The sequence below is a fragment of the Streptomyces sp. WY228 genome, from assembly GCF_019287315.1.
Classification (GTDB): Bacteria; Actinomycetota; Actinomycetes; order Streptomycetales; family Streptomycetaceae; genus Streptomyces; species Streptomyces caviscabies.
The window spans coordinates 1,113,244-1,130,047 of record NZ_CP079114.1 but is presented as its reverse complement, the minus strand read 5'-3'; the positions used below and the strand labels follow the sequence as shown (position 1 = coordinate 1,130,047).

Annotated in this window: 8 protein-coding genes and 1 pseudogene; 8 read left to right on the top strand and 1 reads right to left on the bottom strand. The window is 74.0% G+C overall.

The genetic code is table 11. The features are described 5' to 3' along the window. Positions 1-41 precede the first annotated feature (41 nt). The 4 genes and pseudogenes from KV381_RS04580 (at position 42) to KV381_RS04565 (ending at position 11,182) form a co-directional block, all read left to right on the top strand. Positions 42-3,688: pseudogene (locus KV381_RS04580) on the top strand (hydantoinase B/oxoprolinase family protein). A 44-nt stretch (positions 3,689-3,732) separates the two neighbouring features. Next, complete coding sequence (locus KV381_RS04575) at positions 3,733-5,262, top strand: hypothetical protein (RefSeq protein ID WP_218784680.1); 1,530 nt, start codon at positions 3,733-3,735, stop codon at positions 5,260-5,262. Between the two features lie 91 nt (positions 5,263-5,353). Then, positions 5,354-6,325 carry a membrane protein gene (locus tag KV381_RS04570; protein WP_030633868.1) on the top strand — a complete coding sequence of 324 codons (972 nt, stop codon included), beginning with the start codon at positions 5,354-5,356 and terminating at the stop codon, positions 6,323-6,325. 78 nt (positions 6,326-6,403) lie between these two features. Continuing rightward, on the top strand, positions 6,404-11,182 hold the full coding sequence (locus KV381_RS04565) for a hypothetical protein (protein WP_218784678.1): 4,779 nt from the start codon (positions 6,404-6,406) through the stop codon (positions 11,180-11,182). 115 nt (positions 11,183-11,297) lie between these two features. Here the strand turns inward: KV381_RS04565 and KV381_RS04560 are convergent, their stop codons facing one another. Further along, positions 11,298-11,651, bottom strand: a complete 354-nt coding sequence (locus tag KV381_RS04560) for a hypothetical protein (protein WP_030080267.1) — start codon at positions 11,649-11,651, stop codon at positions 11,298-11,300. A 561-nt stretch (positions 11,652-12,212) separates the two neighbouring features. On the opposite strand from KV381_RS04560, the gene KV381_RS04555 reads away from it, so the two are divergent. The 4 genes from KV381_RS04555 to KV381_RS04540 are packed head-to-tail and all read left to right on the top strand — an operon-like array spanning position 12,213 to position 16,792. After that, positions 12,213-15,299 (top strand): nitrate- and nitrite sensing domain-containing protein, encoded by a 3,087-nt coding sequence (locus KV381_RS04555; RefSeq protein WP_218784676.1) that lies wholly within the window; start codon positions 12,213-12,215, stop codon positions 15,297-15,299. Beyond that, on the top strand, positions 15,296-15,739 hold the full coding sequence (locus KV381_RS04550; protein ID WP_030633876.1) for a roadblock/LC7 domain-containing protein: 444 nt from the start codon (positions 15,296-15,298) through the stop codon (positions 15,737-15,739). The genes KV381_RS04555 and KV381_RS04550 overlap by 4 nt, the downstream gene beginning before the upstream one ends. Positions 15,740-15,750: 11 nt before the next feature. Further along, positions 15,751-16,188: a DUF742 domain-containing protein gene (locus tag KV381_RS04545; protein ID WP_218784675.1), complete on the top strand. Its 438-nt coding sequence runs from the start codon at positions 15,751-15,753 to the stop codon at positions 16,186-16,188. After that, on the top strand, positions 16,169-16,792 hold the full coding sequence (locus KV381_RS04540; RefSeq protein WP_030633881.1) for an ATP/GTP-binding protein: 624 nt from the start codon (positions 16,169-16,171) through the stop codon (positions 16,790-16,792). The genes KV381_RS04545 and KV381_RS04540 overlap by 20 nt, the downstream gene beginning before the upstream one ends. Positions 16,793-16,804: the final 12 nt, after the last annotated feature.

The following is a 16,804-nucleotide window of genomic DNA, read 5'->3' as shown; positions in this document are numbered from 1 at the left end:
CCTTCACTGCGGGGTCGGGGGCGCGGGCACACAATGGCGCCATGACCGGACGCTGGGAGTTCTGGATCGACCGGGGCGGCACCTTCACCGATGTGGTGGGCCGCCGCCCCGACGGCCGCCTGATCACCCGCAAGCTCCTCTCCCACGACCCCGACCGCTACGACGACGCCGCCGTCGCCGGAATCCGGCTGCTCCTCGGCCTGGACCCCGGAGAGCCGGTGCCCGCCGACCGGGTCGCCGCCGTCCGGATGGGCACCACCGTCGCCACCAACGCCCTGCTGGAGCGGCGCGGCGAGCCGACCGTCCTGCTGATCACCGAGGGCTTCCGGGACGCGCTGCGGATCGCGTACCAGAACCGGCCCCGGCTCTTCGACCGGCACATCGTCCTGCCCGAGTCCGTCCACGAGCGTGTGATCGAGGTCCCCGAACGCGTCGACGCCCACGGCCGCACCGTACGGTCCCTCGAACTCGACCCCGTACGCGAACAGTTGCGGGCCGCCCACGCGGACGGTCTGCGCAGCGCCGCCGTCGTCCTGATGCACGGGTACCGCCACCCGGCGCACGAGCGGGCCGTCGCGGAGGCGGCCCGCGAGGCGGGCTTCACCCAGGTCAGCAGCTCCCACGAGGTCAGCCCGCTGATCAGGCTCGTCCCCCGGGGCGACACCACGGTCGTCGACGCCTACCTCTCACCCGTCCTGCGCCGGTACGTCGACGAGGTCGCCGCCCGTCTCGACGGGATCCGGCTGATGTTCCTCCAGTCCAACGGCGGGCTGCGCGAGGCCGCCCGGTTCCGCGGCAAGGACGCCGTCCTGTCCGGACCGGCCGGAGGCGTCGTCGGCATGGTCCGCACCTCGCAACGGGCCGGGTACGACCGCGTCATCGGGTTCGACATGGGCGGCACCTCCACCGACGTCTCCCACTACGCCGGAGCGTTCGAACGCGAGCTGGGCACCGAGGTCGCCGGGGTCCGGATGCGCGCCCCGATGATGAGCATCCACACCGTCGCGGCCGGCGGCGGCTCCGTCCTGCACTTCGACGGCAGCCGCTACCGCGTCGGCCCCGACTCGGCCGGCGCCTCACCGTCCCGGCCCGTGCCCGTGACCAGCCCGCCCTTCCGGCGGTCTTCGGCCCTGACGGAGACCTTCCGCTCGACGCCGACCACGTACGCGAACGGTTCACCGCGCTCGCCGACGAGGTGGGGCGCGCCACCGGACGGCGGCCGGACGAGGCGGAGGTGGCGGCGGGCTTCCTGGAGATCGCCGTGCTCAACATGGCCAACGCCGTCAAGAAGATCTCCGTGCAGCGCGGCCACGACATCACCCGCTACGCGCTGACCGGCTTCGGCGGCGCGGGCGGCCAGCACGTCTGCGCCGTCGCCGACGCCCTCGGCATCGGCACGGTCCTCGTCCCTCCGCTGGCCGGGGTGCTCTCCGCGTACGGCATCGGCCTGGCCGACGCCACCGCGATGCGCGAACAGTCGGTGGAGGAGGAGCTCGACGCGGCCGCCCGGGAGCGCGTGGAGAGGCTCTGCGCGGAGCTCGCCGACCGCACCCGCGAAGCGCTGCGCGCCGACGGAGTGCCGGACTCCGCGATCACCGCACGGGCCCGCGTCCTGCTGCGGTACGCCGGGACGGACGCGGCGCTGCCGGTGGACCTGGACACGGAGGCCGCCATGGCCGAGGCGTTCGCCGCCGCCCACCGGACCCGGTTCGGCTTCACGATGGACAAGCCGGTCGTCGTGGAGACGGTGTCGGTGGAAGCGACCGGGGCGGCGGGGGCTGCCGAGTCCGACGCGGACCCCGGGCTCGCAGACGCTGCCGCACCCGATGCCGACGCCGACGCCGACGCGGACCTCGATCTCCGTAACGCCTCGCCGGACAACGCCCCGCCCGGTCCGGCCGACACCGTGGACCTCTACGCCGAGGGCCGATGGCAGCGGTCACCGCTGTACCGCCGGGCGGACCTGCGCCCCGCCGACACCGTCACCGGACCCGCGATCGTCGCCGAGGACGACGCCACCACCGTCGTCGACGCCGGCTGGCAGGCCGAAGCGGCTTCCACCGGACACCTCGTCCTCACCCGCAGCCGCCCCCGCCCCGAACGCACCGCCGTCGGCACCCGGGTGGACCCGGTGATGCTGGAGGTTTTCAACAACCTCTTCATGTCGATCGCCGAGCAGATGGGCGTCCGGCTGGAGAACACCGCCCACTCGGTCAACATCAAGGAGCGCCTGGACTTCTCCTGCGCCCTCTTCGACGCCGAGGGCAACCTGATCGCCAACGCCCCGCACATCCCCGTGCACCTCGGCTCGATGGGCGAGTCGATCAAGGAGGTCCTGCGGCGCAACGAGGACACGCTGCGGCCCGGCGACGTGTACGCGGTCAACGACCCGTACCACGGCGGCACCCACCTGCCCGACGTCACCGTGATCACCCCCGTGTTCGACCGGGACCGCGGCGGCCGGCTGCGCTTCCTGGTCGCCTCGCGCGGACACCACGCCGAGATCGGCGGCATCACCCCCGGCTCCATGCCCGCCTTCAGCCGGACGATCCACGAGGAGGGCGTGCTCTTCGACAACTGGCTGCTCGTCCGCGACGGCCGGCTGCGCGAGGACGAGACCCGCGAGCTGCTCGCCGCCGCCCCGTACCCCTCCCGCGACCCGGACACCAACCTCGCCGACCTGCGCGCCCAGATCGCCGCCAACGAGAAGGGCATCGCCGAACTGCGGCGCATGACCGACCAGTTCGGGGCCGACGTCGTGGACGCCTACATGGGCCACGTCCAGGACAACGCAGAGGAGTCCGTACGCCGCATCGTCGCCGGACTGCACGACGGCCACTGCCGCTACGAGACCGACGGCGGGGCCGTGATCCAGGTCCGGCTCACCGTGGACCGCGACGCCCGCACCGCGCACCTCGACTTCACCGGGACCTCGCCCCAGCAGCCCGGCAACGCCAACGCGCCCCGGTCCGTCGTCATGGCCGCCGTCCTCTACGTCTTCCGCACCCTCGTCGGTCAGGACATCCCGCTCAACAGCGGCTGCCTCAAGCCCCTGGAGGTGACGATTCCGCCCGGCTCCATGCTCGACCCCACCTACCCGGCGGCGACCGTCGCGGGCAACGTGGAGACCTCCCAGGCGGTCACCGGAGCCCTGTACGGAGCGATCGGCGGCCAGGCCGAGGGTTCCGGCACCATGAACAACCTCACCTTCGGCAACGAGAACGTCCAGTACTACGAGACGATCGCCAGCGGATCCGGGGCCGGCGACGGCTTCGACGGCGCCGACGCCGTACAGACCCATATGACCAACTCGCGGCTCACCGACCCCGAGATCCTGGAGTGGCGGCTGCCGGTCCGCCTGGAGTCCTTCGCCGTACGGGACGACAGCGGGGGAGCGGGGCGGTGGCACGGCGGCGACGGCGTCCAGCGCCGCATCCGCTTCCTGGAACCGGTCACGGTGGCGCTGCTCTCCGGCCACCGCCGCGTCCCGCCGTACGGAGCGGAGGGCGGGGATCCGGGGGCGCTCGGAGCACAGCACATCGAGCGGGCCGGGGGCGGGACCGTCCCGCTGAAGGGCTGCGACACCGCCGAACTGGACGTCGGCGACGTCCTGGTGGTGCGTACACCGGGCGGTGGAGGATACGGGCCGGCCGCACCCGGGGCGCCCGCTCCGGGCCGGTCGCATTAGCGCCGTTTCGACCGTTGTCAGTGCGAGGACCTAATCTGTCCCACGTGACTTCGCCTGCCTACCCGGACCACGCCTCGCCGCAGCTCAGCGCGGGGCCGCGGCCTGCCCCGGGCCCCGCCGCCGACGAGGGGCTCTCGCGGCGGCTGCGCGCGCTCGCGTGCACGGCTCCGCTGCACGACCTCGACGTCCGCAAGGCGAATCTGGCCGGCGAGTACACGGTGTACGCCATGGCGGAGGTCGCCCTCGCCGCGATCGACCACGTCACGCTCAACATGGACTTCGACACCGGGGCCGACCACGACCAGATAGTGGCCAGACTGCTGCCCCGGGTCGGCGCCCAGGCCCCCGAGCGCCCCGTCACCGAGCACGAACGGGTCGCCCGCTGGGTCCTGGAGAACCTGATCAACGTCGGCAGCGTCGACCGCGGCTTCCGCGCGGTCTACGGCACCTTCAACACCGACGGGGTCTATGTCCGCCGCGACTACGACTTCAAACTCATCGAGGAGGTCCCGGGCTACGGCGGCACGGTCTACCTCCGCGCCACCGACGAAGCGGTCAACGTCCTGGTCGGCGCGTTGGACACCGATGTCACCAGCGCCCAGATCGCCGCCGAGGTCAAGCTGGAGGTCCTCATCAGCCGGGGCCGTCTCGCCGACGCCCAGCTCGCCGCCGAACAGGCTCGCTACCGCACCGTGCAGTACGCCGAGACCCTGCGCCGCACCCTGGAGGCCACCCGGCGCAACGTCCGCGCCGTCGACTGGCTCCACACCGTCCCGGACATGATCGACGAGGCCCTGGACCACGTGGCCGACCGCTACCGCCACGAGAACGCGATCCTCACCAACATCCGCAAGGCGCGCGACGAGGCCGAGGACCCCGAGCACAAGCGCCGGGCCGCCGAGCTCGTCGACATCGTCAAGGACTGCATCCGCCGCCACACCCAGCTCCAGTCCCGGCTCCTGGAAGCGGGCCCGCTCTTCCGCGCGGAGCAGGACCGGCAGGCGTTCGCCCCGCCCGCCGCCCACGCGGGCCTCGATCTGTACGGGCAGCTCCTCGCCCCGCTCCTCCCGCTCCCCGTCGAGCGGTCCACCCGGGCTACCGACGCCTTCTTCGCCCACGGCACCGGACTGCGCACCCCCACCGCCGTACGGATCGGGGACCTGGTCGACATGCTGCTCACCCCGCCCCTGGAGCGTGAGCACCTGGGCGCGGAGATGCCCGAGCCCGATCTGATCGCCACCCCGGACGACAGCCGGTTCAGCGAGGAGCAGCTCGCCCGCGCCATGACCCTGCTCGATCTGGAGCACGACGCCCCGCGCCGGCTCTCCGGACTGCTCGCCGAGGCCCGCCGCACCGGCGACACCGACCTGCCCTACCTGGTCGCGCTGCTCGCCGTCCACGCCGCCAGCCCGCCGGTCGGCACCGCCTACCGCCAGGGCGAGCGCCGCCTGCTGTTCGCCGTCGACGACGGGGCCGAGCTGGACGACCCGGAGTTCGGCGGCGCCGACCTGATCGTGGGCACCGCCCTGCTGGACGCCGTCGGCATGGCCGCCGACCGCCAGGAGGCCTCGTGACCGGCCCCGCGCACTCCGCCCCCTCTCCCATCGCGTCCGGCCCCGCACGCCCCGCGCACCCGCACCCCTTCCGTACCGAGGAGTCCCAGCCGTGAGCGACCACGACGCCGAGCACCCCGACGCGTGGACCGAGCCCTCCGCGCACACCGGCTCCTCCACGCCGTACGGGGCTCCCTCCACGACGTACGCGGCCGACTCCGCGCACACCTCTCCGCACACCGCCGAGCCCGCCGGACAGACCCCCGTCACCCCGGCCGACGCCGCCGACGCCGCCCGCCTGGTCTCCTTCGGGCTCCAGCCCAAGCTGCTGCCCGCCCGCGACGCCGAATACGCCGACCTGCTGCGGCGCTACCGCGAGGAGAGCGCCTTCGCCCGGCTCGCCGACGCCGTCGCCACCGGCCTCGGCCTCATCGTCCTGGAAGTCTCACCGCGCGCCGGGATGGCCGTGACGGCGGGCGAGGACTCCGTCTTCGCCGTCCGCATGGGCGACTACGCCCGCCGCGCCTCCTCCGACGCAGCCGACCGCTTCCTCCACGGCCTCGCCCACCTGGCCGTCGCCGCCCTCGCCTTCCCCCGCCCCGAGGACCTCGCCGACGACGCGTACATCGGCCGCATCACGGTCAACGGCGTCGACGCCTTCGTACGCCAGGCCTGCCGACGTCTTGAGGAGCGCGCCGAGGAACAGGGCGACAACACCGACCCGGCCAGCGACGCCCCCGGGCTCGAAGCCGGCTGGCGGATCTACGCCCGCCGCAGCGCCACCGGCGCCACCAAGGACGCCCGCCGGCTCGCCGGATCCACCACCGGCATCATCGGCAAGGCCGTCGCCTTCCTCACCGACTCCGGCTTCCTCCAGCGCACCGGCGACGACGCGGGCGGCGCCTACCGCACCACCGCCCGCTACCAGCTCCAGGTCCGCGACATGGCGGGCAGCGCCGCCATGGCCGAACTGCTGGAGCTCGGCGTCGTCCCCGTCACCGACGGCTCCGCCACCCTGCTGCCGCCGCCCGACCCCGACAGCGTGGAGCTGGCCGCCGACGCGGGCCTGCCCTTCCACTCCTGACCCGACCGACCGTTCCCGACCAGCCCGCACACCCCCGCCGCTCCACCCCCGCTCACCGAACGACGAGAGTCCGCCGCCATGTACGAGTTGTCCCGGGTCCGCCTCTACTCCATCGGGCCTGCCGGTGCGCGCTACGCCGACACCGTCCTCGATCTGCGCGGCGTCGGCGCACCCGTCCCCCACCCCGCTCCCGCCCAGGCGGAGTTCTTCGAGGACGAGCCGGTCGGCCCGCCCCGCCGCCCCGCACCGGCGGGCGTCCTCTTCCTGGAGAACGGCGGCGGCAAGTCCGTCCTGCTCAAGCTGATCTTCTCGGTGATGCTCCCCGGTCACCGCAACACCCTCGGCGGCGCCAGCTCCGGCGTGCTGCGCAAGTTCCTCCTCGCCGACGACTGCGGCCACGTCGCGCTGGAGTGGCAGCACACCCTCACCGGTGAATGCGTCGTCGTCGGCAAGGTCAGCGAGTGGCGCGGCCGCCAGGTCTCCAACGACCCCCGCAAGTTCGCCGAGGCCTGGTATTCGTTCCGCCCAGGACCCGGGCTCAGCCTGGACAGCCTGCCCGTCGCCGAGTCCTCCGCCGTCGGCCGCCCCGTCGAGGGCGTCTCCGGGGCGCGCGGCAGGCGGCGCACCATGAAGGGCTTCCGCGACGCGCTGATGGACGCGGGCAAGTTCTACGCCCACCTCGACGTGCACTGGGAAGAGATCCACGACCGCTGGAACGAACACCTCGGCGACCTCGGCCTCGACCCCGAACTCTTCCGCTACCAGCGCGAGATGAACGCCGACGAGGGCGAGGCCGCCGGACTCTTCGCGGTGAAGAAGGACTCCGACTTCACCGACCTGCTGCTCCGCGCCGTCACCGACACCCGCGACACCGACGGACTCGCCGACCTGGTCAGCGGCTTCGGCAACAAGCTGGGCCGCCGCGCCGAGCTCACCGCCGAACGCGACTTCACCGCCGGTTCCGTGGACCTCCTGAACCGGATCGTCGAGGCCACCGACACCCGCGCCCGGGCCCGTGACATCCACGCCGGCGCCGAGCGCCGCACCCGCACCCTGGCCCGCCGCCTGACCGTCCGCGCCGCCGAGGAGCGCGGCCGCACCGCCGAGCTGGCCGAGCGGGTCACCGCCGCCGCCCACACCGTCACCGAAGCCGAGTCCGCCCGGGGCCGCCGCGCCCTGATCGCCGCCGAACTGGCCTACCGGCACGCCTCCTTGGCCCTGACCGCGGCCGAGAAGAGTGCCGCCGCCGGACGCAAGGAGCTGGTCGAGGCCCGCACCCTGCACGCCGCCTGGCAGGCCGCCGAGGCCGTCCTGCGCCACCGCGCCGCCGCCGACCGCTCGGCCAGGGTCGCCGCCGCCATCCGTGAGGCCGAGCGCGACGCCGCCCCGGCCCTCGCCGCCCGCTCCGCCGCCGCCACCGACCTCGTCCGCGCCCTGCACCGGGCCGCCGAGGAGGGCGAGCGCGTCGCCAACGAGGAGGAGGAGCGCTCCGACACCCTCCAGGCCACCGGCGAACGCGCCCACCGCGACGCCACGGTCGCCGCCACCGAGGCCCAGCGTGCCCGCAGCGAGGCCGGACATCTGCGCCAGCGCCTCGCCGAGGTCGGCCAGGAGACCGCCGAAGCCGTCCGGGCCGGCTGGCTCGACGACACCGCGCCCGACGCCGACCCGGCCCGCGCCGCCCTCGCCGCCAGCGACGCCGAACAGTCCGCCGTCGCGGCCTGGGACACCGCCCGCGAAGCCGCCCGGAGCGCCGCCGACACCGCCCGCGAGGCCGCTGCCGCCGAGAGCCGCGCCGAACTGGCCGCCGCCCGCGCCGCCGACGGGGCCAAGGCCGCCGAGCAGAGTTACGAGGACGAGCACCGCGCCGCCGCGTCCATCGCCGCCGACCCCCGCCTCGGCGACCTGCTGGGCCTGCCCTCCGGCACCGGCGTCCCGCACCCGCGCCGGGAATCCGCCGACGAGGCGTCAGGACCCGCCCAGGGCACCACCGCCCGCACCGGCCCGGGGAACGGCGACGACTCCACGGCCACCGCCGCCGAACCGGCCGCCGACCGCGCCGTGGCCCTCGCCGACCAGCCCGCCACCGCCCAGCAGCCGCTGACCGCGGAGGAGTTCGACCGCAGCGCCGACGAACTGCGCGAACTCCTCGACCAGTCCGTCGCCGCCGCCGAGCGCCGCCTCTTCGACCTGCGCACCGCCGCCGCCGACGACGCCCGCATCCTCGGCGCGCTCGGCGAGGGCGGACTGCTGCCGCCCGGCCCCGACGTCCTCGCCACCGTCGAGTATCTCGGCGAGCACGGCATCCCCGCCCTGCCCGGCTGGCGCTACCTCGCCCAGGCCGTGGACCCGGCCGACCACGCCGCCGTCCTCGCCGCCCGCCCCGAGCTCGTCGACGGCGTCGTCATCACCGACCCCGACGCCCACAGCCGCGCCCGCGAGGTCCTCGGCGGCGCGGCCCTGCTGCCCCGCTCGACCGTGGCCGTCGGCACCGCCGCCGCCCTCCTGGCCCCGGTCCCGGACCCCGGCACCGGTTCCGACGCGCAGCACGACGGCGTCTTCCTCGTCCCGCCGAACCCGGCCATGCACGACGAGCACGCCGCCGACGAGGAACGCCACGCACTGCGCAGCCGCGCCGCCGCCCGCGACGAGGACATCCGGACCCTCGCCGCCCGCCTCTCCGGGGACCGCGCGCTCGCCGCCCGGATCGGCTCCTGGCGCGCCGACTGCCCGCCCGGCATGCTCGCCGAGCTGGCCGAGGCCGCCGCCACCGCCCGTACGGCCGCCGAGAGCGCCGAAGCCGTGCTCGCCGAGGCCCGCACCGCCCGCGCCGAGGCCGACGAGGCCGCAGCCGACACCGCCCGGGTCCGCGACGAACGCCAGGAAGCCGCCCAGCGCGCCCGCCGCGCCGCCGACGCCCTGGCCGGACTCGCCCACCGGCTGCGGGAGCGGGCCGGCTGGCAGGTCCGGCTGCGCGAACTGGTCGACGAGGCCGCCGAGTCCGAGGCCCGCGCCGCCGTCTGCCTCGACCTCGCCCGCGCAGCCGACGAGGACCGCAGGGCCGCCCAGCGCGCCGGGGACGACGCCCGCCGCACCGCCCGCGCCCTGCGGGCCGAGCGCGCCGAGATCGCCGGTGTCCCCGAAGTCCTCCCCGAGGAGGACGAGTCCACGGCCCGCACCGCCCTGCCCACCCTGCGCGAGGCCTACCGAGCCGCCTCCCAGCTGTACGAGAAGGTCGGCGTCGGCGCCGATCTGCGCGCCGAACAGGCCCGCGCCGAGAGCGACGAGAGCGCCGCCCTGGCCGAGCTGGACCGCCTCACCAACAAGGTCCGCACCCGCGCCGCCCAGCTCCTGGAAGGCACCGACGGCGCGGACGGGCCCTCCCGCCAGGCCGCCGCCGCCCGCGCCGAGGCGCACGTCCAGCTCCTGGAGACCCGCGCCTCCACCGCCAGCGAGCATCTGGGACGGCTGCGCGGCGAGGCCGAGCGGCTCGCCCCCGACGACGAGCGGCAGCACCACACCGAACTGCCCGACGACCTGGTCCCGGCCGACGCCGGGAGCGCCCAGGCCCTGCTGCGTACCGCCACCGCCGAACTGGCCGAAGCCACCGCCGCCCTGGACACCGCCCGCGCCGCCCACAGCGAGCTGCTGCACGCCCACCGCACCGCGGAGGACTCCGCCGGCGGCTTCGACGAGACCGCGGCCCTCCTCCGGGACCTGCTCCGCGACCACGGCACGGACGACGGGACCGAGGACCCCGACCCGTACCCCGGCAGTCTGGAGGAGGCCCGGCAGTCCGCCGCCGAGTCCCGCCGCTCCCTGCGCGGCTGCAACGCCGACCTCTCGGCCGCCGAGAGCGCCGTCCGGGAAGCGAGCGACATCCTCGTCCGGCACGCCAACTCCACCCGCTACGAACAGGTCCGCACCCCGGCCCGCCAGCAGATCCGCGAGCTGCCCGCCTCCGCCCTGCCCGAGCACGCGCAGAAGTGGGCCGACGCCTTCGCCCCCCGGCTGCGCGTCCTCACCGACGAGCTCGTCCAGCTGGAACGCAACCGCGACTCGATCGTCGACCGGCTGCGCGGGCTGGTCGAATCGGCGCTCACCACCCTGCGCTCCGCCCAGCGGCTGTCCCAGCTCCCCGAGGGCCTGGGAGAGTGGTCGGGGCAGGAATTCCTCCGGATCCGCTTCGAGGAACCCGACCAGGCGACCCTCACCGAACGCCTCGGCGAGGTCATCGACGAGGCCACCCACGCCGCCCTCAAGAAGAACTCCGATCTGCGCCGGGACGGCATGTCCCTGCTGCTGCGGGGCGTCGAGGCCGCCCTGCGGCCCAAGGGCATCGCGGTGGAGATCCTGAAGCCGGACGCCGTGCTGCGCGCCGAGCGCGTCCCGGTCGGGCAGATGGGCGACGTCTTCTCCGGCGGCCAGCTGCTCACCGCCGCCATCGCCCTCTACTGCACGATGGCGGCCCTGCGCAGCAACGACCGGGGCCGCGACCGCCACCGGCACGCGGGCACCCTGTTCCTCGACAACCCGATCGGCCGCGCCAACGCCACGTATCTGCTGGAGCTCCAGCGGGCCGTCTCGGACGCACTGGGCGTGCAACTGCTGTACACGACCGGTCTGTTCGACACGACCGCGCTCGCCGAATTCCCCCTCGTCATCCGGCTGCGCAACGACGCCGACCTGAGGGCGGGGCTGAAGTACATCAGCGTGGAGGAGCATCTGCGCCCCGGCCTGCCGCAGCAGGACCCGGACGGAGAGACGGTCCACGGCGAGATCACGGCGACCCGCATGTTCAAGCGGAGCGAACAGACCGCGGCCGCCGGCCACCCGGTCCCCGAACCGGGCGAGTAGCGGCACCCGGCGACGGGAGCGACCCGCGGGTCAGGCCCGCGGGTCAGGCCCGCGGGTCGGCCACGGAAAGCCGGGCCAAGGAGGTCAGGCCCGGCAGCGGGCCAGGTCCAGCAGGTCAGGCCCGGGAGAGGTCGCCGGTGTTCCGGCGGCCGCCTATGCCACCGCCGGTGCCGTCCCGCTCAGCCGCCCGCTCGGCCCGGCGGGACCTGCGCCGCTCACGGCGTATCTGCCGGGCCGAACTGCTCGGCACGGACACCACGCCGTTGCGCTGGTTCCACACCTGCCGGGTCACCCAGACGTCGAGCACCGACCAGGTGGCGACCACCGTGCTGGCCACACTGCTGAGCACCATCGGGAAGGCCAGCCAGGAGCCGGTCAAGGTGCTCAGAAAGGCGATCATCGCCTGGATGATCGTCAGCGACATGATGAGAACGGCACGCACGGCGGCCGTCCGCACCGCATCGGGCATCCGCCGCTTCGAGGCCGGCTCCTCCACCCACAACTGCCGCGGGATCCGTGCCCCGTCCGCGGCTTCCGCCCTCGCGGCCGCCGGTGCTCCGGCACTCCCGCGTTCCTGCGTGCTCAAGGTCCTTCAACTCCCCACCACTGTCCGACTTCAGGGTGGCTGCCCGGCTTGCGCCGGTTCTACGCGGGCGGAACACGTCCGTCCTGCCGCGCACGACCCCACCGTGCGTCTACCCCGTACATATGGACGAACCACCCGTCCCGAAGATTCCCCTGAAAAGCGCCCGCAGGGCACAGAAGGTCACGGACCGAAGAATTCCAGCCAACTGATACGTGCCGGTACCGGCACGTCCGGCCGGTATCCTCTGTCGCTTTCGCGAATTTCATCTCCGGGAATACCGGGACAACCCATGATCAAGCCCAGCATGGACGGCTGAAAATCATCCGGACGTGTCTTCGAGTTGTCTCTGTGTCAGTAGTAGGCTCGCGCCGTTTATTGACACAGGGCCGAGCAACGGCCAGGAGAAGACCACCCCCGCGGTGCGGGGCCGATCTGGGGGAGGCCATGCGCTTTCGCGGGAAGTCCATCCGCAGGAAGATCGTGGCGTTGCTGCTGGTGCCGCTCGTCTCCCTCACCGGCCTCTGGGTCTTCGCCACCTACATCACCGGCCGCCAGGCCGACGAGCTGATGAGCGCCGGATCCATCGTGGAGAAGGTCGCCCACCCGCTGGACGACGCCGTCCGCGCGGTACAGGCCGAGCGGCGGCAGACCCTGGTCTTCCTCGCCGACCCCCGGGCCTCCGACGCGCTCCCCGTCCTCATGGGCCAACGCGCCGCCACCGACCGCATCGTGAGCGAGGTCAGGGAGAACGCCCGGGCGCAGGACGTCCGGGAATCGCTGAGCGCCGCCGACAGCAGCCGCCTGGACGCGATCCTCAGCGCCGTCGACGGACTGGACGCCCTGCGCGAGTCGGTCGAGAAGCGCACCATCAGCCGGGCGAAGGCGCTGGACTTCTACAACGGCCTCGTCGACCCCTCGTACCGCTTCCTCAACGGACTCCACACCCTGGAGAACGTGTCGATGGACAAGCAGATGCGGGCGCTGGTCGGGGTCTCCCGGGCCCGGGAGATCCTCTCGCGCGAGGACGCGCTCATCGCATCGGGCCTCATAGCCGGCCGCTTCACCACCTCCGAACTGCGCCAGATATCCGGCCTCGTGGCCCAGCGCGAGCTGCTGTACGAGGTCAGCCTGGAGAGCCTCCCCGCCGCCGAGCGCCGACGCGTCGAGCAGTTCTGGGGCAGTCCCGACACCGAACCGCTGCGCACCGCCGAGGACGCCCTGATCGCCGCCGGTCCGACGAAGCGCCCCGGCGCCGTCGACGCCGCCCGCTGGGAGGAGGCCGCCGTGCCCGTCCTCGACCGGCTGGCGAACGACTCCACCGAGATGGGCAACCGGTTCCAGGACCGCGCCGAACCGGCCGCCTACCGGGTCCTCGCCCAGGCCGGTATCGCCGGAATCCTCGGTTTCCTGGCCCTGATCGTCTCGATCTTCGTCTCCGTCCGCATCGGCCGTGAACTCGTCCGCGACCTCTCCCGGCTCCGCAAGGACGCCCATGAGGTCTCCGGCGTACGGCTGCCGAGCGTCATGCGCCGGCTGGCCGCGGGCGAGCAGGTGGACGTCGAGACCGAGGCCCCGCACCTCAGTTACGAGCCCGACGAGATCGGCCAGGTCGGCCAGGCGCTCAACACCCTTCAGCGGGCCGCCGTCGAGGCCGCCGTCAAGCAGGCGGACATGCGCCGCGGCGTCTCCGAGGTCTTCGTCAACCTCGCCCGCCGCAACCAGGTCCTCCTGCACCGCCAGCTCACGCTGCTGGACGCGATGGAGCGCCGCACCGAGAACAGCGACGAACTGGCCGACCTGTTCCGCCTCGACCACCTCACCACCCGTATGCGCCGGCACGCCGAAGGGCTCGTGATCCTCTCCGGCGCGGCGCCCTCCCGCCAGTGGCGCAAGCCCATCCAGCTGATGGACGTGGTGCGGGCCGCCGTCGCCGAGGTCGAGGACTACGAACGCATCGAGGTCCGCCGCCTGGCCCGGATCGGCGTGGGCGGACCGGCCGTCGCCGACCTCACCCACCTGATCGCCGAACTCCTGGAGAACGCCACCGTCTTCTCGCCGCCGCACACCGCGGTCCAGGTGCACGGTGAACGCGTCTCCAACGGTTTCACGCTCGAAATCCACGACCGCGGCCTCGGCATGGCCCCCGAGGTCCTTCTCGACGCCAACCTGCGCCTCGCCGAGACCCCCGACTTCGAGCTCTCCGACACCGACCGGCTCGGCCTGTTCGTGGTCAGCCGGCTCGCCCAGCGCCAGAACGTCCGGGTCTCCCTGCAGAAGTCGCCGTACGGAGGCACCACCGCGGTCGTGTTCATCCCGGCCGCCCTGCTCACCGACGCCCCCGACACCCACGGCACCGGGTTCCGCCTCGACCGCCGGGCCGAGCGGGCGATCGGCAGCGGCCGGAGCGCCGACGCACCGCAGGGCGCGCAGGGCACGGCCCCGGGCGGGGAACGCCGCGTCAACGGCAGGTCCGCCGTCCTGTCGCCGGTGCCCACCGGACTCACCGGACCGGGCGTTCTGGACGGGCCCGTCGAGCTGGAGGCCCCGGTCGGCCCGCTGGACTTCGCCGGCGACCGGCTGGACCGTACGCCGGATCCCGCCCTGGACCCGGCCCTCGGCCCCGTCCTGGACGGCGTCTCCGACCTGGAGGACACCGAGAGCGAGCGCGGCGGCATCTTCCGCGCCCGGGACGTTCGCCGTGACGGCGACCGCGAGCCCCGCCGCGACAAGCCCGGCGGCCGCCCGCGCCGGGACGCCGACCGGGAGCAGCACCAGCAGGCCCGCGACCACGGCGACGAGCCCACGGCCGAGGTCCGCCCGATGCGCCCCGCCGGTCCCGTCCCACTGCCCCGTCGTACGCCGCCGACCCTGGTCACCGACCGGGGCCGCCGGGTCGACACCCCGGGCGACGATCCGGTCGCGTCCCCCGCGAAGGCCACCGGTCCGGTCCCGCACACCGCCGACCGCGCCCCCGACCCGGCCGACCGGCCCCGTACCGCCGACGCACCCTGGACCGTGCGGGCCGCCGCCCGCCGCGCGCCGGAGCCACCCCGTACGACCGAGGAGTCCCACGACACCGGGGCACCCCGTACGACCGATGCGCCCCGCCCGGGAGAGGCGTCCCGAGCCGGGGGAACCCCCGCGCCGGCCGCTCCACCGGCACCCGACACCATCGGCGGCCTGCCCCGGCGGGTCCGGCAGGCCAGCCTCGCCCGCCAGCTCCGTGAGGAGTCCGTGGAGCGCCCTGTGCACCGGGCGCCCGTGGACACGTTCGACGACGCCGAGCGTGACGCGGACGAGGTGCGCGACCGCATGGCCTCGCTCCAGCGCGGCTGGCAGCGCGGCCGCCGGCAGAACGCCGAAACCGCCGAGGACACCACGAACACCGAGAACACCGGCACGACCGACAACACCGGAACGTCAGGGAACAACGCGAACACCGCGACCACCGATAGCGCCGAGGACACCGCGAACACCGGCGGCCCCGGTGGCACAGCACCAGGAACCACTCCGGGAGGGGACGGTCGATGACCGCACCGAACGCCGCAGCACCCAACCCCGCACGCCACGGCTCGGGCGAACTGAACTGGCTGCTCGACGAACTCGTCCAGCGCGTCGCCAGCATCCGCAAGGCGCTGGTCCTCTCCAGCGACGGGCTCGCCACCGGCGCGTCGGCGGACCTGACCCGCGAGGACAGCGAGCATCTCGCCGCCGTCGCCTCCGGGTTCCACAGCCTCGCCAAGGGCGTGGGCCACCACTTCGATGCGGGCCGGGTGCGCCAGACCGTCGTCGAGCTGGACGAGGCGTTCCTCTTCGTCACCGCCGCCGGCGACGGAAGCTGCCTCGCCGTTCTGGCGGAGGCCGACTCCGACGTGGGCCAGGTCGCCTACGAGATGACGCTGATGGTCAAGCGCGTGGGGGCCCATCTGGCCAACGCCCCACGGACGACCGGTACGCCCGCCGGAGGGTGAGCGTGGCGGGCATGAGCGCCGACTCCCCCCGGGCCACCGGCCCCGTATCCCCGGACGGGACCGTCGATCCCCAGGCCTCGCGGTGGTACGACGCCGAGGCCGGACCGGTGGTCCGCCCGTACGCGATGACCCGGGGGCGTACGAGCAGCGCCTCCCGCCATCGCCTCGACCTGATCGCGCTCGTCGTGCCGGAACCGGCCGCCGACGATCCCGGCCGGGACCAGACGCTCGCCCCCGAACACGTGGCGATCGTCGAACTCTGCAGCGACATGCCCCAGTCGATCGCCGAGCTCGCCGCCGAACTCGACCTCCCGGTAGGGGTGGTGCGGGTTCTGGTCGGCGATCTCGTCGAGGACGAGCTGGTGCACGTGACCCGTCCCGTTCCGCCGGCCGAGCTGCCGGACGTGAACATTCTCCGCGAGGTGATCAATGGCCTTCGGGCGCTCTAGCCGCGCCGAGCAGCGGCCCGTCGAGCCCGTCACCCTGAAGATCCTGGTGGCGGGAGGGTTCGGCGTCGGCAAGACGACCGCGGTCGGCGCGGTCAGTGAGATCCGGCCCCTGCGCACGGAGGAACGCCTCAGCGAGGCGGGCCGCCCGGTGGACGATCTGGACGGGGTCGAGTCCAAGACCACCACCACGGTCGCGATGGACTTCGGCCGGATCACGCTCCGCGACGACCTGGTCCTCTATCTGTTCGGCACCCCGGGCCAGGACCGCTTCTGGTTCCTCTGGGACGAACTGGCCCAGGGCTCCCTGGGCGCGGTCGTCCTCGCCGACACCCGGCGTCTGGAGGACTGCTTCGCCGCGGTCGACTACTTCGAGCGCAGGCGGATCCCGTTCACGGTGGCGGTCAACACCTTCGAGGGCGCCGAACGGTTTCCCACGGAGACCGTGCAGGCCGCCCTCGACCTCGACCCCGAGGTCCCGGTGCTCGTCTGCGACGCGCGGGACCGTTCCTCCGTGCGCGATGTCCTGGTCGCGGTCGTGGAGCACGCGCTGGAGCGCGCCGCCGCGGAGCGCGCCGCGCGGGCCCGCGAACCCGTCGCCACCTGAGCCACCGGAACC